The organism is Labrys sp. E2SS-1L (assembly GCF_057073705.1).
This window is the reverse complement of the sequence record NZ_CP172712.1, coordinates 2,554,883-2,574,532: the sequence shown is the minus strand read 5'-3', so window position 1 is coordinate 2,574,532 and position 19,650 is coordinate 2,554,883. Positions and strand designations below refer to the sequence as shown.

The window sequence follows — 19,650 nt, the reverse complement described above, 5'->3', positions numbered from 1 at the left end:
CCGCCCAATCGCAAAACGCCTCAGCTGTTGACCCAACCGCCATCCGGCTGCCGGCACGCCGTCGAACGGGCGACGCTCGGCACGCCGTCCTTGTAGACGGTCTGGGAATATTGCCGGCACGGAGCCGCACCCTGGTTCTGCAGTGGCCCGGCCACCACGCTGCCATGGGTGGTGGCGTTGCTGTCGCTCTTCCAGTCGATGCTGACCTTGGCCTTGCCATCCAGGGCCGTGCGCCGAGCCTGCTCGGCGCGGGCGCGATCGGCGGGATCGAGGCTGTCGAGGATCGGCGAATTGCTGGTGGCAGGCGTGGGCGGCGCGGCGGCGACGGTCGGCTGGGTGGTCGAGCTGGTAAGCCCGCATCCTGCCAGCGGCAGCGCCACCACAGCCAGGCCAAACAGCTTGACGATCGATTTTGTCATAGGACCCCTGACCTAAGCATAAGAGCATAAGCTGTCGGCAGCCTTACACGCAAAAACGCCCCGCGCCAACCGTCTCTCAGTGTCGCAAGGGGCAGGTGTTCCGCGTGATACGAGAAAGTGATCCTGATACCGGCCCAACCGGTTTTGCGACTTGGTGGAACCACCAGAAATCGCAAAGACGCGCCGGACTGGAGAAGTCGAACCAACAAGTGTTCGCATCTGAACGTGTTTGGTTCTAGACCGTCGCGCCTTCACCGCTTCGCGAGGATGGCCGGGCGCCGGCTGTTGGTACCGGCCCCTGCAGGGCGGGAATATCGAGGATGGCCCGCAGACCGCCGATCGGTGCTTCATCGAGATTGAAACGGCCGCCATAGAGCGAGACGAGATCCTGTACGATGGCGAGGCCGAGGCCGGTGCCGGGCTTGGTCTCGTCGAGCCGCTTGCCGCGCTGTCCCGCCTCGGCGCGCTTCTCGGGTGACAGGCCCGGTCCGTCATCGTCGATGATAATCCGGGCGAACATCGCGCCATCCAGGTGGAACGCCTCGGTCCGGATCATTACCTCGCTGATCGCCCATTTGCAGGCATTGTCGATGAGATTGCCGGTCATTTCCTCGATGTCCTGCTTCTCACCGCGGAAACGCAGCGCCGGATCGACCTGAACCGTGATCTTCAGGCGCTTGACGGCATGGATTTTCTCCATGGCCCGGACCAGCCCCTCGATCACCGGTGCGATCTCGGTCACCGTTCCCACCACGCTGACGGCGGCGGCGATGCGCGCGCGCTGGAGGTGGTGATCGATCTGCTTGCGCATCACGCCGACCTGTCGGCCCACCTGTTCGGCCAAGGGACTGGCCGGCGCCGTACCCGCCTCGTTGGCGATGACGGACAAGGGCGTCTTCAGGGCGTGGGCGAGATTGCCGACATGGGTGCGGGCCCGTTCGACCACTTCCCGGTTGGCGTCGACCAGCGCATCCAGTTCACGCGCAAGCGGCACGATCTCGTCGGGTAGGTCCGGCGGCAGCTTGGCCGCCTCGCCAGTGCGCATGCGCGCCAGCGCACCGCTGATGCGCGAAAGCGGCCTGAGGCCGAAGCGTACCTGCAGCAGAATCGCAGCGAGCAGCCCGACGCCAAGTGCGGTAAAGGTCAGCAGCAGCGAATATTGAAAGTCGGAAATGGCGCTGTCGATCTCATCGGCAGGGCCGGCCAGGGTTACCCGGTAGCGGCCGTCCTCCCCAAGATCGATCAGACGCTCGACGGCACGCAGCCGGCGATCGTCCGGGCCCTTGATATAGCCCTCGCGCACACCGCTGGGTTCGCCGGGCGTGTTCTGGTCGTCGAGGCTCGGCAAGGTCGCTTCGAACAGCGATTTGGATCCATTGGAAGCCGGCTTGTCGAGGCGGTTGATCTGCCAGTACCAGCCCGACAGCGGCAACTCGAAACGGGGCTCGCCCATGGCGCCTGGCGCCGTGCGGTCGCCCACATCCGCGCCGGCGATATCGGCGACCAGCGTCTTGAGATAGACATGCAGGCGCTCGTCGAAGGAGCGCTCGGTCGCATGCTGGTAGACGGAGGAGAGCACCACGCCCGCCACCACCAGCACCACCACCACCCAGGCCGCGGCGGCGACGAAGAGGCGGAAGGCCAGCGAGCGTGTGGTCATACGCGCATGGCGTCCGGCGGCGTGAGGATATAGCCCATGCCGCGCACGGTCTGGATCACATCCACACCCAGTTTCTTGCGCAGCCTGCCGACGAACACCTCGATCGTATTGGAATCACGGTCGAAATCCTGGTCGTATAGATGCTCGACCAATTCGGTGCGCGACACGACGCGCCCGGTATAGTGCATCAGATAGGCCAGCAGCCGATATTCATGCGAGGTGAGCTTGATCGGGTTGCCGTCGACCACCACGCGGCCGGCCCGGGCATCGAGGCGCACGGGGCCGCAGACGAGTTCATTGGTGGCATGGCCGGTGGTACGGCGGATGAGCGCGCGAAGACGTGCCAGGACCTCTTCCATGTGGAAGGGCTTGGCGACGTAATCGTCCGCCCCCGAATCGAATCCCATCACCTTGTCGGACCAGCGATCCCGGGCGGTCAGGATCAACACCGGCATCACCTTGCCGGCGCGGCGCCAGCGGTCGAGCACGGTAATGCCGTCGAGCTTCGGCAGCCCGACGTCGAGCACAACGGCATCATAAGGTTCGGTATCACCGAGGAAATGGCCTTCCTCGCCGTCGAAGGCCCGGTCGACGGCATAGCCGGCCTCTTCAAGCGCCTTGACCAGTTGGCGGTTGAGATCCTGATCATCCTCGACCACGAGAAGCCGCATCGGTATTCCTTTACTTCACACCTACGACTTCGCCGGTCTTGGCGTTGATCGTCGCTCTTATCACCCGACCATCGGTCCCCAGAAATGTGACGACATAGCGGTAATTGCCAGGGTCTCCACACAAATTGCCGTCGATCATCTCTCCCTTTACCGCACGTCGAGCAGCACCCAATGCCGAAAGAAGAGGCACGATCGTACCTGACTTCACGAGCGGGCGCGCCTCGCTGAGGCTGACGCAGGCAGCCATCGCCGGCTGCAACGCCACAAACCACCCCAGTCCCAGGGCAAGGGCCACGGCTAAGGAAGATATCCGCCCCATCCTCATCCTTCTGCTATAGCTCGCCTCGTGCAAAATCCAAAAACGCGCCGAAACAAGGAGTTAGAACAAGGCGGCATTTCCGCCCGACGCGCCTTGCTCTAGATTTCGCCGCAATTCCCCTCGATTCGAGCCATCATCATTGTGCAGAGCCACTGAACACGGCATGAACGTAATGCTCAATCCCGCCTTTCGCCAGAAGGAGCGCCCCGTTAATACGACAGGTGCCGGCTGGTGCTCGCCCAGGCCACGCCAGTCACGGATGCTGGCATCGATGTCGACCTGGGTCCTGCGCTCACCCATGATCGCTCTTCTGAGCCTGGTCATAGCTCTGGTCATGGCTCTTGTGTCGGCGTTGCCCGCCCATGCCATCGTCGGCGGCAGCCCGGCAGCCGCCGATATGGCCCGCCATGTCGTGATGATCGTCTCCGATCGCGGCAGTTTTTGCTCGGCCACCGTCATTGCTTCCGATCTTCTGCTGACGGCGGGTCATTGCGTGCGCAAGGGCGCCAATTACCGCCTGCTGACCTATCAGGCCGGCAAGCCGGTGCTGTCACAGCTCGGCAGCGTGGCGATCCATCCCCAATTCGATGCCAAGGCCTATGACAAACGGCATTTCACCATCGATCTTGCCCTGGTGAAGCTCGATACGCCCCTGGCGGGCTATGCGCCGCTTTCCCTGACGGCTGAAGCAGGCATCGCGGGTGCGGTTTACCGCGTCGCCGGATTCGGCCTGACTGCCCAGAATGCCGGCAAGAGCGGCGGCGTCCTGCGCGAGATCGCGCTGGAAGGAGCTCCGCCCATCTCCAGGGTGCAATTGCGCCTGCGCGAAAGCAGCGGGGTCGGCGGCGCTTGCCAGGGCGATTCGGGCGGTCCGGTGCTGCGCGAGGGCATGCTCGTGGGCGTGCTGGCCTCGGCCGTGGGCGCCAATAGCGGTCGGGGCTGCGGCGGCATGACGGGCGTGGCCCTGCTGGGTACCGCCCTACCCTGGATTCGCAGCAATGCAGCGCGAATGGGAGCGTCCCTGCCATGACCGCCCGGCGTTTGAGACCCGGCCGATTCTTCCAGGTCGAATCCGAGACTCGCTCAAGAAGAATCCGCCCGAACGCGCAATAATTTGGTTTTGGTTGGAAATGCTCTACAGCTTAGCCATGATGAAAACCCGCCTCGCCGCCGCTGTCATGTCCTTCGTGACCCTCACCATGCCAGCCCTGGCGATCAAAGGCGGTCGCGACGTCACCGATCCCACCGGCGTGCGCAGTCATGTGGTGCAGATCACCGGGCCGAGCGGCACCAAATGCAGTGGTACGGTAATTTCCCGCAAGCTTGTGCTCACGGCTGCTCATTGCTTCCTGAGCGGGCATGGCGATTATCGCATCCGCGCCCTCGACACCCAGTTCCGTTTCCGCTTTGCCGAAGCGACCCAGGTGGCGATCCATCCCCAGTTCGACGTCACGGCGCTCGGCACTTCGGCCGCGATCAACGATATCGCGCTGATCCGGGTCGACCACGATTTTCCCGACTGGCTGGTGCCGGTGCCGCTGGCCTCGCGTATCGCCGATGACGGCAGTTTCGTCGACGTCCAGGTCGCCGGCTTCGGCATGAGCCGCGATCGCGTGGTCAGCAGCGCCGGCAAGCTGCGTGAACGGCGCTTCGACATGCTGGACCAGATCGACAGCAAATCCCACCAGCTCTTCCTGATCGATCACAAGGCAACCCGCCGCACCATCAACAACAACGGCATCTGCCGGGGCGATTCGGGCGGCCCGGTGTTCCAGCGCCAGGGTGCGAGCTATGTACTGGTCGGCGTGATCTCGGCCGTGATGGGTGGCAAGGGGCGCGATTGCGGCACGATCACCGCCGTCACCGCCGTCTCGGCCTATCGCTCCTTCATCGAGACCATGGCCGACAGAGCCGGCTCCCCTGTGCGCTTTCAGTAAGCGAGACGCTCATCGCCAGCGATCGCAGGCCCTGCGATCGTTCCTGTGGCCCCTGCCCTCGCTATTTCAATCCTGAGCACTGCTTTCCGAGGTCACATGCAGCCCCATGGTCGCGCTCGAAACGGCCAATGCCGGCGGCCGAGCTTAGAAGAATGAAGCAAGGAACAAGACGGAGGCAGCGATCACGACAAAGGACAGAGTCGAGATCGCAAAACTGAGATGCCGTCCAGCCGCCGAGGGATTCACGCGGCCGAAGCCCGCCACCCGCTCAGGACGATCGAAAACCAGTTGCGCACGTGTCATCAATCTTCCCCCGAATCTGATGTTCAACACGCCCTATTTCGAACATTTGCGCGTATTCGCTCTGTGCGAAAACGCACAAACTCCTCTCCTTCGACAAAACATGTTTACCAAAGAGTAAACTTAGTATTTTCTAACCTCAGACCGGCATGGACAGGGCAACATGCAAGATCATGCCCGCCAAGATCATGAGCACGGCAGCAGAGCCGATATCGACAAGCGTTTCCATCCCGCAACTCCTTTTGAATGATGCAAAGATAAGCGTGCTGTGTTGCTGGAATGCTGCCCGAGTGGGGCAATTCCCAGAATGTCCGCACAGCGATGCTCGACGATGCGGTGCCATGCCGTTTCCCCGTCGCCGCGATTCCACCCGTCTTCGGCTCGCTCGAATGGCGTTTGCTGCCGTTGCGTCAGGAAAGCCCGCAGGCAACCGCCACGGCTCCCATCCTGACGTTTCAGGCAGAGCGGCGGAGCGTCGCCTTCACACAGGCTTCAGCGCCTGCGAGCCGCCTTGGGTACGCGCGCGGGCCAACGCACCACGTGCTCTTCCCACTCGCCCTCGCCCACCTGCTTGTCGTCGGCCTTGACCTTGCCGCGCACCGAGACATTGGCCTGGTGCACGGTATTGGGGTCCCCCGAAACCAGGGGATGCCACCAATAGAGATCCTCGCCGTCGGCGACCAACCGATAGGCACAGGTCGGCGGCAGCCAATCGATGGTGCGCACCAGCTCGGGCGTCAGCGTGACGCAGTCAGGAACATGACGCTTGCGATGCTCGTAGTCGGAGCATTGGCAACTGTGGCATTCGAGCATGAAACAGGCGACATCGGTGAAATAGGTGTCGCCGGTTTCCTCTTCCTCGAGCTTGACCAGGCAGCAGCGCCCGCAGCCGTCGCAAAGGCTCTCCCATTCCTCCGGCGAGAGGGCCTCCAGGGGCTTGGTCTTCCAGAAGGGCTTCGAAGGCTGTTCCATCGCCGTTGCCATAGCGGAACAGCCGGTCAGAGTCACCCTTCGTGAGAAGGCGGGCCGCCGGAAGGGAGCGCTTCAGCAGGCCATCTTGCGCATACCTTCCTGGATTTCCTCGACGGTGAGATCGCGCTGATGGGTGGCGATCGACCAATGATGCCCGAAGGGGTCCTTGATCACGCCATAACGGTCTCCCCAGAACATGTCCTGCACCGGCATCGCCACTTCGGCGCCCGCCTCGACAGCGCGGGCGACGAAAGCGTCGACGTCGGCGACGAAGAGATGGATGGTCACGGGGGTGCCGTTGAGCATCTTGGGCGATAGCAGGCCCCATTGCTTGTTCGCGTCGACCAGCATGACCGAACTGCCGCAGACCTTGATCGAGGCATGCATCAGCTTGCCGTCGGGTCCGGGCAGGCGGATCATCTCTTCGGCGCCAAAAGCCTTCTTGTAGAATTCGATGGCATCGGCTGCGCCATCGCAGACCAGATGGGGCGACAGCGTGTTCATGCCGTTCGGGGCGATTTCAGCCATGGTCTTCCTCCTCATGGGCAAAACTCTCGGACTTATCCCAAGGACGACGCGCCACATCCGGCGCCGACAGGCACGAATAAAAAATTTCGCAAGCCATGGCATTTGCCATGCCCGGCGGAAAATCAGCGTGGGTCTTTCAGGATCGGCGACCGGGGGTTAGACTGTCCATCCTGACGTCTTTCGCGTACCGGTTGGTTCCATCGTGCCTGAACGCAAGCCAGAGCCGTCCTTTCGAAAGCGCCTGAGCCGCGCCGCCCTTCGTTTGGACTCGTGGCTCGACAACGCCGTCTATGCGTCGTGGCAGAAAGTGCGGGCCGGGATCGAGCGCGGCTCCGACATCTCCAACAGGTTCCAGGTCTCGGGCTGGCGCCGGATGCTGGTTGAAGTCGGCTGCGAGGGGCTGACGCTGGGCACGGCCGGCATGATCTTCGGCCTGATGCTGATGCAGCCGGCAATCCGCCAGATCGGCGATGACTGGCTGCGCCGCGCCGACATCGCCGTCACTTTCGAGGATCGCTACGGCAACATCGTCGGCCAGCGCGGCATCCGCAGCAATGACAGCGTCGCCCTGGCCGACATGCCCGACTATGTCATCAAGGCCGTGCTCGCCACCGAGGACCGGCGTTTCTACGATCATTTCGGCATCGATGTCATCGGCACGCTGCGCGCGCTCACCGTCAACAGCCAGGCGAGCGGCGTGGTGCAGGGCGGCTCCTCGATCACCCAGCAGCTCGCCAAGAATCTCTTCCTGTCCAACCAGCGCACGCTGGAACGCAAGATCCGCGAGGCCTATCTGGCGCTCTGGCTCGAGGGGCATCTGAGCAAGGACGAAATCCTCAAGCTCTATCTCGACCGCGCCTATATGGGCGGGGGTGCCTTCGGCATCGAGGCGGCGGCGCAATATTACTTCGGCAAGTCGGTGCGCGACGTCTCCCTGGCGGAAGCGGCCATGCTGGCCGGCCTGTTCAAGGCACCGACCAAATACGCACCGACCAACAACCTCGCGGCGGCGCGTGGGCGTGCAAACCAGGTGCTCAGCAATCTCGTCGACGCCGGCTTCATGACCGAAGGCCAGGTCTCCGGTGCCCGCCGCAATCCGGCCACGCCGGTCGATCGGGCGCGGGAAAAGGCACCCGACTATTATCTGGACTGGGCCTATGGCGAGATCGCCGACCTCGCCGATGACGGGGCATTGGGCAGCGAATCCGTGTTCGTGGTGCGCACAGCGCTGGATCCGATCATCCAGGCAACGGCGGAAAACGCCCTGGAATCGAATCTGCGCCAATATGGCAAGGACTACAACGTGCACCAGGGTGCCATCGTGGTCATGGAGCCCGACGGCGCTGTACGCGCCATGGTGGGCGGACGCGATTATAGCCAGAGCCAGTTCAACCGGGCCACGGACGCCCTGCGCCAGCCCGGCTCCTCCTTCAAGCCCTTCGTCTATGCCACCGCCTTGATGAACGGCTTCACGCCCAAATCCATCGTGGTGGATTCGCCCGTCTGCATCCGAAACTGGTGTCCCCAGAATTTCGGCCACAAATTCTCCGGTCCGATCACGCTGACACAGGCCATCACCCGCTCGATCAACGTCATCCCCGTCAAGATCTCCCTGGCCCTCAGCAAGAGCGCCGCCGACGGCCGGCGCATGATCATCGAGACGGCCAAAACCATGGGCATCGAGACGGAGCTCAAGGAGTCCTGGGCCCTGCCGATCGGGGTCGAGGCCGTCAATCTCCTGGAGATGACCGGCGCCTATGGCGTCTTCTCGTCCGGCGGACACAAGGCGCCCCCCCATGCCGCGCTGGAGATCCGCAATGCCAAGGGCGACCTTCTGCATAAGTTCGATCCCGCCCGCGAGGATCCGGTGGTGATCGACCCCAAGATCATCGCCGATATGAACGGCATGCTCAACAGCGTGGTCGAAAACGGCACGGCCAAGCGAGCCCAGCTGCCCGGCATCAAGGTGGCCGGCAAGACCGGCACCACCAATTCCTATCGCGACGCGTGGTTCATGGGCTTTACCGGTAACTTCATCGGTGGGGTCTGGTATGGCAATGACAATTTCCAGCCCACGGAGGAGATGACCGGCGGCTCCCTTCCGGCCATGACCTGGCAGCAGGTGATGACCGTCGCTCACCAAGGCGTGGAAATCCGGCCGATCCCCGGCGTTGCCCCCTTCCCGCCGGTGCAGCAGCCCAGCAAGGCCGAACCGTCGGCCCCCGATACGGCGGATGCGGCGCAGATGGCTCCTGCGCCGCCGCCTGTCCTCACCCGCAACGCGACACAGATCCTGCGGGACGTCGCCACCCTGATCGAGCAGGCCGATCATTCGCCTGCCAGGCAGGCAGCCCAGATGCGCCGCCCGGCGCCGGTTTCGGCCATCGAATGAAAGGTTTCTCCGCGATCCTGGGGCTGGTCTATGCCCTTGCCCTCGGCGGCGCGCTGGGGCTCGGTCTCACCTGGTGGGCTACCGGGGCCGATTTCCAGCTCGGCGCCCTGCGCTTCGGTCCCTGGACGGCATGGCCCCTGGCCGACCCGCTCGGGGCCGATCGCTATAGCCGCGCGCGCATCGCCCGCAGTGGAGACCTGCCTCTCGGGCCTGGTGAAGGCCTTGCCTTCACGGCGTGGGAGGATTCGGCGGGGCGAGCGCTCGATGGCACCTGCCGGTACCGCCTTTCGGCCATGCTGCCGCAGGCGCGCTGGTGGACCCTCAGCCTCTATGATCGATCCGACAGGCTGGCCCGCAATCCCAGCAACCGGGCCGGCTTCACCAGTGCTTCCGTTCTGAGGGGCGAGGAAGGCCGGGTGACCGTCACCGTGGCACCCGACAGCCAGCCCGGCAACTGGCTGCCGAGTTCCCCCGGACCGATGAGCCTGATCCTGCGCCTTTATGACAGTCCGATCTCGACAGGCCTCGCCACGGAATTCGGGGCCGGCCGGAGTATTGCCGTTCCCGCAATCGAACGGCTCGACTGCGTGGCTGGAGGCCCCCCGTGATCCGCTGGCTGTTATGGACGCTCGCGGGCCTGCTCATCGGCGTCGTGGTGCATTTGGCCACGATCGTCACCCTACCCCGCCTCAGCGGGCAGACCGGCTTTCAGCGCGCGAGCGCAATCGCCCCACTCGGACGTTTCGTCATCCTGACTGCCGACAAGACCCCATTGCCGCTACCGGACCCGGCCATCGTAACGGCTTTCTGCCGCTACGACCTCACCGGTGGCCCGGTCCATGTGCGCGTTCCGCTGAATGCCGGTTTTCTGTCGGTGTCGTTCTATACGCCGGCAGGCCTCAATTTCTACACGCTGACCGACCGTGCGGGCGCGAACGGCGCGCTCGAGATGACCTTGTTCACACTGGCGCAGCTTGCCGAGATCAGGGCCAAGCAAGGTCCGGATCTGCCGGTTGCCTTGCGACTTCAGGCCCCCGAGCCGACGGGCCTGATCGTGGTGCGTGCGCTCGTGCCCGAACCGACCCAGCAGGTCGATGTGGAGCGGGGACTGGAGCCCGCAAGCTGTCGCTAGAGCGTTGTTCAGAAACGTCGACAGATTTTTCGATAGAGAAAGCGCTCGGCACCCTCTCAACCCAGCGCGAGAGCGCGGGCCGTCGCGATGATCTCATCGCCCCACACGACCTTGTGCTGCCAGGCGATCGGAATGGCGCTTCGTCCCCACAAGGCACCGGCCAATTGGCCGGCCACAGCGCCGATCGTGTCGGCGTCTCCACCCAGATTCACCGCGTCTACCACCGCACCCTGGAAGCATCCGGCTCGGGATACGGCCCACAGCGCCGCCTCCAGCGTGTGCATGACATAGCCGCTGGAGGAAATGGCATCGCGTTCGACCCGCCGCCAATCCGTGCTTGCACAACGCCTCAGCCGCTCGGGAAGATTCTCCGGCAAGTGCTTCGGCCGCAGCACGCTCGCCGGATCCGCACCGTGCAGGGCCTCGAACAGCAGGGTTGCGAAATAGACGCAGGCCTCGACGGCTTCCTCGGCCCCATGAGTCAGGCGGGACTGGTCCGCCGCATCCCGCAGGGCACGTTGCCGATCTCCTCGAGCGGCGATGACGACCGGCACCAGTCTCATCAAGGAGCCGTTGCCGGCGGTATCGGCGGCTGTCGGGCCAGCGAACGGATTGCCCGAGGCCTCATAGCGCGCCAGGGCCTTGCTGGTTACCCCGCCAATGTCGAAACACTCGCCGGTCGCGCTCAAATAGCCGTGTCGCCACCAATTGACGAAACGGTTCATGCAATCCTGGGGATCGAATTGTTTGTGCTGCTGGAGGCTCGCCGCCAGGCAAAGCGCCATGGAGGTGTCGTCGGTCCAGGCCCCGGGTGGAAGGGCGAATGGCCCGCCGCCGACGATGTCGGTCAGGGGAGCATGGCTGTCGCGGGCTGAAAATTCGAGCGTGGTGCCGAGCGCATCACCGATGGCAAGCCCGAGGAGAGCTCCTTCGGCTCGGTCGAGATAGTCGCTGGAACTCACGCCTTGCGATGGCGCTTGCCACCACCGGCGCCACGACGCGGCTGGGGCGACTGACGATCGTCTTCCACGTGGCGCTCGATACGCACGCCGGTGAAGAACAGGATTTCGGCACTAGGCTCCCGGGCCTCCTGTTCACTCGGAGGGCGTGGGGCTTGAGGTTGTTTGGGAAATGGCAGGACGATGCTCATGGCGGGACCTATCAGCAGATTGCACCAGAAATCGAGACTCCGTTCGCTTTGGGGTCATTAGCAGGTAAGGAAAGTTAACAGTCTGTGTACATACGCACTAAACGCCGCCCGCCGTCGCTGCGGCGTGACTCCGGTGTGCGATTTTGCACATCGGGCCCCGATATTACGGCCAATTGGCCCTTTTTGGGCAAAACGCGCCCAACAAAATAGGCGTAGGCCTTTCGGGCATGGTGCGTCCGGCAAGGCATCACCGGCCGTCCGGGCCAGACTATGCACCCAAAGCCACCGGTTGCGGAATCACGTTTTGATACATTGCCGAATGGTAATTCGGGCAATGCCCGCCTCAGCTTTCCTCGGCGAGGTCGAGGAAATGCCGGCCTTGGCGGTCCTCCGCCTCGATGACCCAGAGGTCGGGGTCGAAGCGGAATTCGCGCTGCAATCGCGTCTCAGCATCCAAGGGCGTGGCGTCCGCCGGCGTGATCCGCACAAAGCGGCGCACGCCATCATCCTCGGTGATGAGCGATTGCGGCGCCGGGCCGTAAAGCGCAGCGGTGCCGTCGAGATGGTCGATCTTGACGAAGATGGCCCCGGCCTCCTCGGAACCGCGCTGGCGCAATGCGGCGAAGGCACCTTCCGCCATGGCGCGGCGAAGATAAGCCGCGACGAACAGGCTGGATTTGAGCCGGGCGCTCATTCCACCTTGGTACCGGAACGGGCCAATTCCTGCAGCAGCCGCGTCGAGATCTGGCCGGTTACCGGCAATCCACGATCCTTCTCGAAGCGGGAGATGGCGTTGCGCGTGTCGGCCGCCATGAAGCCATCGACCTTCAGGGGACCATAGCCCTGCTTGGCCAGTGCCTTTTCGACCCCAAGCACGCGTTTGTCGGGCTGTGGGCCGGCCGGGGCCGGCGGCTCGCCATTGATCAGCGCGGCGATCTGGTCGACGGGCGGAGCCGGGGGCGCCTCTGCGGCGGTCGGTTCGGTGGTGAGCAGGGGACTGGAACTGGCGATGATCTTGGTAAGCAGCGCCGCGCTGGGCTGACCGTCGACCGGCATGCCATTGTGCTGCTGGAAGGAGCGGATCGCCGTGGTGGTCTTGGGGCCGAGAACCCCGTCGGCCAGGCCGTCATAGAGCCCGCGCTCGGCCAAGGCGAGCTGGACATCCCGCAGCACGGCAACTGCGTCCTGGGAAGCGGCATCGTCAGCCCCACGCGCGCCCGCACCCGACGCCGAAACGGAAGGAGCCGACGAGGCCGAGCCGCGCTGGGCGATGAAGGGCGAGGTATGCGTGCCGTTCTGCAGAACCAGAGCATTGACCAGGATCGCAAGGCTGAGGCCCCCCATCACCGCCAGTCCCGCGACCTCGGCCGGACGCTGCAGGATCACCCGCATGATACCGACATAACGCGAGGGGGCCTCTTCGACCTTGTCCGACAGCAGAAAATCGCGATCGGAACGGGCTAACGCTTCACGCACGCTTCTTCCCCAATTCTTCTTCGATAAAATGATCTTGGACCGCCGGACGCACCGGCAGCGTTTCAATGGTGGCGCCGCTGGCAAAGGCCCGGCGCGAGGCTTCGCTTTCGCAATCGGACGGCAGCTGAACCGTAACGGTGGTACCGTGACCGATCAGGCTGTCGACCTCCATGCGCCCGCCATGCAACTGGGCAAGGCCCTTGACCACGGAAAGGCCGAGGCCGGTACCTTCATAGGTCCGTTCGTAGTCCTTGGACGGCTTGCCGGCCGTCGACTGGAAGAAGGCCTCGCCCAGCCGCGGCACGTCCTCGCGCGCCACGCCGACGCCGTCATCGGCGACGAAGAGGGCGACGCCGTATTTCTCCTGGCGCGCGCCGATGGTGACATGGCCGCCGCGCTTGGTGAATTTGAGCGCGTTGGACATCAGGTTGAGGTAGATCTGGCGGCAGGCGCGCTTGTCGGCGATGATCGGCGGCATGTCGGGCGCGATGGCGGTCTCCAGGGAGATGCCGAGTTCCTGCGCCTTCAGCAGCAGGATATTGCGGCAGTTCTCGATGAGGTCGCGGATCTGGAAGGATTCAGGCACCAGCTCGAAGCTGCCGCTCTCGATCTTCGACATGTCGAGGATGCCGTTGACCATCGACAGCAGATGGTGGCCGCTGTCATGGATCAGGCCGGCATATTCATGCCGCCGCTCTGCCGAGAGCTTCATCATCTCCTCGTTCAGCATCAGCTCCGAAAAGCCGATGATGGCATTGAGGGGCGTGCGCAGCTCATGGCTCATCGTGGCCAGGAAGCGGCTCTTGGCGGCATTGGCCTTCTCGGCCTCGATCTTGGCGTCGATGAGCTGGTGCTCATAGGCCTTGCGATCGGTGATGTCCTGCATGACCGCCACCGTCTGGCGGTCCTCATCCTCGCCCAGCGGCCGGCAGCGCATCTCCACCCACAGGAAGACGGGAGCCCCCTCCCCCTTGCGGCGCAGCCGGAACTCGACCGTCGAGCCCAGCCCATCCATCTCGGCGCTGGAAAGCGCAGACAGATAGGCGGGACGGTCAGCGATATGCACATAATCGAACAGGCCCTGGCCGAGCAGTTCGGACGGCTCGGCACCGAACAGCGCCTGGGACGCCGGCGAAGCATAGACGACCTGGCCGCGCTTGCCGTGCCGCGTCACGAGGTCGCTGATGTTCTCCGCCAGCAGGGTATAACGGGCTTCGCCGGACTTCACGAGCTGGCGGTCGTAGCGCCTCAGGCGCAATTCCATCAGCACGATGCCGCCGACGGCAGCAAGGGCAAGCACGACGCCCAGTCCGTCGAGGAAGCGCGTACCGAGACTGGGCGGCGGCGCCATCTTCGTTCCCGCCAGAGCGATCATCATGGCGGTGATGCCGGCCAGGACGATAGCGCGGATCACGATGTTGCGGGCGCCCGTCAGCAGCGCGAGGGCGGGAGCGACGGCCAGAAGCGCATAGGCGCTGGCGCTGTGCCCGCCGCTGTGGCGGGCGACGATGCCGGCAAAGCCGCAGACGGCGAGGACGGTGAGTAGAGCCGCAACATCGAGACGACCGGTGACGGACAAGCGCCAGACAATGGCGAGCAGGGCGGCAACCAGTACCATGATGCCGCCGACACCGAGGCTGGGACCACCGGAGAAAGCCAGGAAAGGCGGCACCAATGTCAGGCCGAACAGCGCCGCGCCGAGCAGCATCGCGACGAAGGCACCATGTCGGGCCGCTGTCAAGGGATCGTGTTTCGCCGATCCGTGGACCAAGCGGTCGACGGATGCCTTGGCGGATATGAACCAATCAAACTGACGCAACGCCCCGGCACGGCCCTGCGGCCGCGCTCCCTACATGACCCGTCGACCATGGCAGTGCGTCCTTTAAACGAACCCTAAGAGAATGGGCCTGCCAGGCCGTTCCTGCGTCTGGAAAGGCCTCTTGGCGGGTCAAGTGCCAAACATGGTGAACAATTCCTCACCAAGACGGGTTGGCGGGTTAACCATCCCTTCACTTTGCCGCCGTCCGTGCGATGAGTCACGCTCCTGTCGATGGTGCCCATGCTAGAATTGACCATCGATCGGGAGCCCATGACGTGTTCTTCATCCTGCGCATGATGTTCTGGCTTGCCGTGGTCGCCCTGCTCTTGCCGGCGCCGCCGGCCCAGCATGACAAGCAGGCCCTGGCGGGTCTGTCGGCAACGGCCCTCGCCGACAAGGCCGTCGGCGCCGCCTTGTCCTATTGCGCCGCCAGTCCCCAGCAATGCGCCGCTGGCCTCGCCGGTGCCAGGCAGCTTACCGGCCTCCTCGCCAGCCCGGGTGACGATGCCGCCGCCGCTCCCGCTCCAGCCGGTCAGCGCTTCACAGCCCTGCCGCCCCCACGCCCTTCCATTCCCTGAGAGGGCTTTGTCTTCCTCGGCATCTCACTTATATGAAGGGGATGAGCAGCCAAGACATCGCCGTCATCATCGAGAATTTCGAACTCCTGGACGATTGGGAGGATCGCTATCGTTACCTGATCGAGCTCGGCAAGACGCTGGAGCCGCTGCCCGACGAGGCGCGGACAGCGGCCAACAAGGTGCAAGGCTGCGTCAGCCAGGTCTGGCTCGTCACCCATTGGAAGGAAGGGCGGGCCGGTTTTCAGTGCGATAGCGACGCCTTTATCGTGCGCGGCCTCCTGGCGATCCTGGTGGCCGTCTATTCCGGCCGCACCGCGTCGGAGATTCTGGCCATCGACGCACTTGAAATCTTCCGCAAACTGCAGCTCGAGGAACATCTCACGCCGCAGCGTTCCAACGGACTGAAATCGTTTGTCGAACGCATTCGCAGCGATGCGCGGCAGGTCCTGGTCACGACCTGATCGCTTCCTGCCTCGAACGTCTTGCGCCAAACCATAACTGGCGACACCCCCTATATACTTCAAACAACAACAGCCGGATGCATGGCATCCGGCTGTTGTTGTCGTCCCGGCAGGGCCGTGGCGAAATTACCGTCCCTTGCGACGACGCTGCTGGCCGAGGCCCATCTGCTTGGCCAGGTTGGAGCGGGCCTGAGCATAGTTGGGGGCAACCATCGGGTAATCGGCCGGCAGAGCCCACTTCTCGCGGTATTCTTCCGGCGAGATATTGTATTGCGTGCGCAGGTGACGCTTCAGGGACTTGAACTTCTTACCGTCCTCGAGGCAGATGATGTAGTCAGCCGTCACCGACTTCTTGATCGGAACCGCCGGCTTGGGAGCCTCGGCCGGCACTTCCTGCACGCCGCTGGTGATACGCTGAAGAGCACCATGGACCTCATTGATCAAGCCGGGCAGGTCCGATGCAGCAACCGAATTATTGCTGACATAGGCCGAGACGATGTCCGCCGCGAGCTCGATGAAGTTGGTGTTGTTGGATCCGTCGCTCATGGTAAATCGACTTTCTTTTTTTGGTCTGATTTAACTAAATGTTCACCACCGGCTACGCTGCCGCGCCATTCATTAACAGCAGTGCAGGCCATACATCCGCTTCGCAACTTTGGAATCGCGAATTTCGAATTGCGCACTGATGTAAACTCTCAAATCTTATCAATCAAGATCTTTTGCAAGACAAGCATGAATTTTGCACTACGCCGCATCTGATTACTGCCGTGAAAACATGCAACCGCCTACGTAAGACGCTCCCCTATCACAAATGGGTACTGCAACACCCGATCGGACTATCTGATCTGCACTGATGACCGGATAGGTCACGCCAGGCACGACAGCAGACTGCAATTGTAGAAAGGCGCACCTAACCAGCGCATTACGCAGCATCGCTGCGCCTGCCGCCGATCCCGCGCCGATGAGAAAGGTCTAGAATTCGACCGGCTTCCCTTGCGACAATTGCCACCCTCGGCAAACAGCAAATGCAAATTTGCAAGCCCGCCGCGGAATTCAACAAGACACTGAATTGCGAACTGTCGCCCCACCCCCTATTTACGACGAACTGAATAGTCTTCAAACGCTCGGCCCGTCGAATCAGTCGCAAAGTATGTCCACCGTTTCGATAGCATCCCTTTGCGGCAAAATATTGGGAGACAATTGTGCCAAACAAGAAAGTTAACAAAACAGATGCGGAATGGCGGACGCTTCTCTCTCCAGAACAATACCACATTACCCGCGAACGCGGCACGGAGCGCGCTTTTACCGGACCTTTCTGGAACGCCAAAGAAAAAGGCACCTATTCCTGCGTCTGTTGCGGTGAGGAATTGTTCCGGTCGGACACTAAGTTCGATTCAGGCTGCGGCTGGCCGAGCTATTTCGAACCCGTGCGCGCGGATGCCGTAGTCGAGTTGGAGGACAGATCCTACGGCATGCGCCGTATCGAGATCCGCTGCGCCGCTTGCGATGCCCATCTCGGCCATGTCTTCCCGGATGGCCCGCCGCCTACGGGCCTGCGCTATTGCATCAACGGCCATGCCATGAACTTCACACCCGACCAGAAGGCATGAGATGGTGACTTCCTCCCCCATTCTGCCGCCGATTGCCGAAAAGCGGCCAAGCAAACGCGTCGTTCACGGTATTGCGTTACAGGACGACTATGCTTGGCTGCGGGCGGACAATTGGCAGGACGTGCTGCGTGACGGCTCGACGCTGCCCGCCGACATCAAGACCCATCTCGAGCAGGAAAATCGCTATGCCGACGCCCAGCTTGCGGAGGGCGAGCACCTGCGGGCCGTCCTGTTCGAGGAGCTCAAGGGGAGAATCAAGGCCGACGACTCCTCGGTGCCCTCTCCGGACGGGCCCTTCGACTACTATTCGCGCTTCCGGCAGGGCGGACAGCATCGCCTGTTCTGCCGGCGCCCGCGTGGCGGCGGTGAGGAAACGCTGCTTCTGGACGGCGACGCCCTCGCAAAGGGCAAGAGCTTCTTTGCCTTCGGCGGTTTTGCCCCCTCGCCCGATCATCGGCTGATCGCCTGGAGTTGCGATGAGAACGGTTCGGAATTCCATACGATACGCCTGCTCGATACCTCGAAAGGCGTAATGCTCACCGACAATGTCCCCGATACGGAAGGCGAGGCCGTCTGGCTCGCGGATGGATCGGGCTTCTACTATGTGAGGCTCGACGAGAACCATCGCGCCTCCAGCGTGTGGCTGCATCTCTTGGCTACCCCAGCCGGTACCGACCGCCTCATCTATGAGGAGGCCGACGCCGGCATGTTCGTCGGTCTGTCGCAGACCCAGTCGCGCCGTCTGGCGGTCATCGACATCCACGATCATGAAACCTCGGAAGTCCGGGTGATCCGCCTCGAAGATGGCGACAGCCGCGTGCATCTGATCGCCGCGCGCCAGGAAGGCGTGCAATATGAGATCGAACACCGCCCCTTGCCGGACGGGAAGGATCAGTTGCTGATCCTGACCAACTTCGACGATGCCGAGGATTTCCGCATCATGACCGCGCCTCTGGCGACGCCCGCACAGGCGTCCTCAACTCAGGCATCCTGGAGCGACCTCATCCCGCATAAGCCGGGCCGCTATATCCTCGACATCGTGCTGCTGGCCGATTGGCTGGTCCGGCTCGAGCGCGAGGACGGCCTGCCGCGCATCGTGATCCGCTCCTTGTCCAGCGGCGAGGAACACGCCATCGACTTTGCCGAGGAAGCCTATTCCCTCGCGCTCGATGGCGGCATGGAGTTTGCGACAGACCGGATCCGGTTCGTCTATTCCTCGATGACCACGCCGGCCGAGACCTATGACTACGACATGCGCTCGCGCGAGCGTGTTCTGCGTAAGCGCCAGGAGGTTCCATCCGGACACGATCCTGCGCTCTACGTCACCCGCCGGGTCTTCGCCCCCACGGCCGATGGCGAAAGCGTGCCTATCAGCCTGCTCTACCGCAAGGAAACCGCCCTGGACGGCTCGGCACCGCTGCTGCTCTACGGCTATGGCGCCTATGGCCTGTCGATGCCGGCGCAGTTTTCCACCAACGCGCTGTCATTGGTCGACCGTGGCTTCGTCTATGCCATCGCCCATATTCGCGGCGGCACGGAAAAAGGCTGGCGCTGGTATCGCGAAGGCAAGCTCGCCAAGAAACCCAACACCTTCCAGGACTTCATCGCGGCCGGCAGCTATCTGGCGGAACGCGGTTTCACGGCCCGCAAGCGGATCGTCGCCCATGGCGGCTCGGCCGGCGGCATGCTGATGGGCGCCGTCGCCAATCTCGCTCCCGACCTGTTCGGTGCCATCGTGGCAGAGGTTCCCTTCGTCGACGTGCTCACCACCATGCTCGACGACAGCCTGCCCCTCACCCCGCCGGAGTGGCCCGAATGGGGCAATCCGATCGAGGACGAAGCGGCTTTCCGGATCATTCTTTCCTACAGCCCGGTCGACAACGTGGCCGCCCGTCCCTACCCGCCCATCCTGGCCCTCGCCGGCCTGACCGATCCCCGCGTGACCTATTGGGAACCGGCCAAGTGGGTGGCGCGGCTGCGCGAGAAGAACCCGCAGGGCAATCCGGTGATCTTCAAGGTCAATATGGATTCGGGCCATGGCGGGGCTTCCGGGCGCTTCGAACGGCTGAAGGAAGTGGCGCTGGTCCAGGCCTTCGCCCTGCAGAGGATGGGAGCGGCGTGACTTAAAAATCATGCCGGTCACCCTGCCAAATCAGTTCCCTTCCAGCGCCATCGCGCTTAAGTTTGCCCGCCGACGGTGCATCGGCCTTGCAGCCCGCTCCAGCG

General features: G+C 63.3%; 21 protein-coding genes. 9 read left to right on the top strand and 12 right to left on the bottom strand.

Annotation, left to right across the window (positions count from 1 at the left end):
- Nucleotides 1-20: 20 nt before the first annotated feature.
- From ACIGJE_RS11900 to ACIGJE_RS11885, 4 genes are all read right to left on the bottom strand, one after another.
- The gene (locus ACIGJE_RS11900) at nt 21-419 is read right to left on the bottom strand and encodes a hypothetical protein (RefSeq protein WP_311933362.1); all 399 of its coding nucleotides are present in this window, start codon (nt 417-419) and stop codon (nt 21-23) included.
- Nucleotides 420-654: 235 nt separating this feature from the next.
- Entirely contained in the window at nt 655-2,079 is a 1,425-nt protein-coding gene (locus tag ACIGJE_RS11895) for an ATP-binding protein (RefSeq protein ID WP_415084255.1), read from the bottom strand.
- On the bottom strand, nt 2,076-2,750 hold the full coding sequence (locus ACIGJE_RS11890) for a response regulator transcription factor (protein ID WP_068296769.1): 675 nt from the start codon (nt 2,748-2,750) through the stop codon (nt 2,076-2,078). The genes ACIGJE_RS11895 and ACIGJE_RS11890 overlap by 4 nt, the downstream gene beginning before the upstream one ends.
- Before the next feature lie 10 nt (nt 2,751-2,760).
- Nucleotides 2,761-3,045, bottom strand: a complete 285-nt coding sequence (locus ACIGJE_RS11885) for a PepSY domain-containing protein (protein WP_311933365.1) — start codon at nt 3,043-3,045, stop codon at nt 2,761-2,763.
- Between the two features lie 187 nt (nt 3,046-3,232).
- Between ACIGJE_RS11885 and ACIGJE_RS11880 the strand changes: the two genes are divergently transcribed.
- Both ACIGJE_RS11880 and ACIGJE_RS11875 read left to right on the top strand, forming a co-directional pair.
- A complete protein-coding gene (locus ACIGJE_RS11880; RefSeq protein WP_415084258.1) occupies nt 3,233-4,099 on the top strand; it encodes a S1 family peptidase in 867 nt (288 codons plus the stop codon).
- A gap of 118 nt (nt 4,100-4,217) precedes the next feature.
- Nucleotides 4,218-5,006, top strand: a complete 789-nt coding sequence (locus ACIGJE_RS11875) for a S1 family peptidase (protein ID WP_415084260.1) — start codon at nt 4,218-4,220, stop codon at nt 5,004-5,006.
- 792 nt (nt 5,007-5,798) lie between these two features.
- Here the strand turns inward: ACIGJE_RS11875 and ACIGJE_RS11870 are convergent.
- Together ACIGJE_RS11870 and ACIGJE_RS11865 are read right to left on the bottom strand one after the other, a co-directional pair.
- Nucleotides 5,799-6,290: a YcgN family cysteine cluster protein gene (locus ACIGJE_RS11870; RefSeq protein WP_367624056.1), complete on the bottom strand. Its 492-nt coding sequence runs from the start codon at nt 6,288-6,290 to the stop codon at nt 5,799-5,801.
- Between the two features lie 60 nt (nt 6,291-6,350).
- Complete coding sequence (locus ACIGJE_RS11865) at nt 6,351-6,806, bottom strand: VOC family protein (protein WP_415084262.1); 456 nt, start codon at nt 6,804-6,806, stop codon at nt 6,351-6,353.
- 262 nt (nt 6,807-7,068) lie between these two features.
- Here ACIGJE_RS11865 and ACIGJE_RS11860 point away from each other — a divergent pair, with 262 nt between their 5' ends.
- The 3 genes from ACIGJE_RS11860 to ACIGJE_RS11850 are packed head-to-tail and all read left to right on the top strand — an operon-like array spanning nt 7,069 to nt 10,330.
- Nucleotides 7,069-9,198 carry a transglycosylase domain-containing protein gene (locus tag ACIGJE_RS11860; protein WP_367624058.1) on the top strand — a complete coding sequence of 710 codons (2,130 nt, stop codon included), beginning with the start codon at nt 7,069-7,071 and terminating at the stop codon, nt 9,196-9,198.
- Nucleotides 9,195-9,806 (top strand): DUF1214 domain-containing protein, encoded by a 612-nt coding sequence (locus tag ACIGJE_RS11855; protein ID WP_311933371.1) that lies wholly within the window; start codon nt 9,195-9,197, stop codon nt 9,804-9,806. Before ACIGJE_RS11860 ends, ACIGJE_RS11855 begins: the two co-directional genes overlap by 4 nt.
- Complete coding sequence (locus ACIGJE_RS11850) at nt 9,803-10,330, top strand: DUF1254 domain-containing protein (protein WP_311933372.1); 528 nt, start codon at nt 9,803-9,805, stop codon at nt 10,328-10,330. Before ACIGJE_RS11855 ends, ACIGJE_RS11850 begins: the two co-directional genes overlap by 4 nt.
- A gap of 56 nt (nt 10,331-10,386) precedes the next feature.
- On the opposite strand, the gene ACIGJE_RS11845 is transcribed toward ACIGJE_RS11850, so the two are convergent.
- The 5 genes from ACIGJE_RS11845 to ACIGJE_RS11825 all read right to left on the bottom strand — a co-directional run bounded on the left by ACIGJE_RS11845 (nt 10,387) and on the right by ACIGJE_RS11825 (nt 14,697).
- Entirely contained in the window at nt 10,387-11,292 is a 906-nt protein-coding gene (locus tag ACIGJE_RS11845; RefSeq protein WP_415084265.1) for an ADP-ribosylglycohydrolase family protein, read from the bottom strand.
- Complete coding sequence (locus ACIGJE_RS11840; protein ID WP_311933374.1) at nt 11,289-11,480, bottom strand: hypothetical protein; 192 nt, start codon at nt 11,478-11,480, stop codon at nt 11,289-11,291. Before ACIGJE_RS11840 ends, ACIGJE_RS11845 begins: the two co-directional genes overlap by 4 nt.
- 343 nt (nt 11,481-11,823) lie before the next feature.
- On the bottom strand, nt 11,824-12,174 hold the full coding sequence (locus tag ACIGJE_RS11835) for a DUF1491 family protein (RefSeq protein ID WP_311933375.1): 351 nt from the start codon (nt 12,172-12,174) through the stop codon (nt 11,824-11,826).
- Complete coding sequence (locus ACIGJE_RS11830) at nt 12,171-12,956, bottom strand: peptidoglycan-binding domain-containing protein (RefSeq protein WP_415084267.1); 786 nt, start codon at nt 12,954-12,956, stop codon at nt 12,171-12,173. The genes ACIGJE_RS11835 and ACIGJE_RS11830 overlap by 4 nt, the downstream gene beginning before the upstream one ends.
- Nucleotides 12,949-14,697: a PAS domain-containing sensor histidine kinase gene (locus tag ACIGJE_RS11825; protein WP_367624062.1), complete on the bottom strand. Its 1,749-nt coding sequence runs from the start codon at nt 14,695-14,697 to the stop codon at nt 12,949-12,951. Before ACIGJE_RS11825 ends, ACIGJE_RS11830 begins: the two co-directional genes overlap by 8 nt.
- A gap of 353 nt (nt 14,698-15,050) precedes the next feature.
- On the opposite strand from ACIGJE_RS11825, the gene ACIGJE_RS11820 reads away from it, so the two are divergent.
- Nucleotides 15,051-15,353 (top strand): hypothetical protein, encoded by a 303-nt coding sequence (locus ACIGJE_RS11820; protein ID WP_311933378.1) that lies wholly within the window; start codon nt 15,051-15,053, stop codon nt 15,351-15,353.
- A 41-nt stretch (nt 15,354-15,394) separates the two neighbouring features.
- Complete coding sequence (locus ACIGJE_RS11815; protein WP_311933379.1) at nt 15,395-15,814, top strand: SufE family protein; 420 nt, start codon at nt 15,395-15,397, stop codon at nt 15,812-15,814.
- Between the two features lie 126 nt (nt 15,815-15,940).
- On the opposite strand, the gene ACIGJE_RS11810 is transcribed toward ACIGJE_RS11815, so the two are convergent.
- Nucleotides 15,941-16,360, bottom strand: a complete 420-nt coding sequence (locus ACIGJE_RS11810; protein WP_068288823.1) for a Ros/MucR family transcriptional regulator — start codon at nt 16,358-16,360, stop codon at nt 15,941-15,943.
- A gap of 656 nt (nt 16,361-17,016) precedes the next feature.
- On the opposite strand from ACIGJE_RS11810, the gene msrB reads away from it, so the two are divergent.
- Both msrB and ACIGJE_RS11800 read left to right on the top strand, forming a co-directional pair.
- Nucleotides 17,017-17,424 carry a peptide-methionine (R)-S-oxide reductase MsrB gene (gene msrB, locus ACIGJE_RS11805; RefSeq protein WP_311933380.1) on the top strand — a complete coding sequence of 136 codons (408 nt, stop codon included), beginning with the start codon at nt 17,017-17,019 and terminating at the stop codon, nt 17,422-17,424.
- A gap of 1 nt (nt 17,425) precedes the next feature.
- The gene (locus ACIGJE_RS11800) at nt 17,426-19,546 is read left to right on the top strand and encodes a S9 family peptidase (RefSeq protein WP_483680155.1); all 2,121 of its coding nucleotides are present in this window, start codon (nt 17,426-17,428) and stop codon (nt 19,544-19,546) included.
- Nucleotides 19,547-19,650 lie beyond the last annotated feature (104 nt).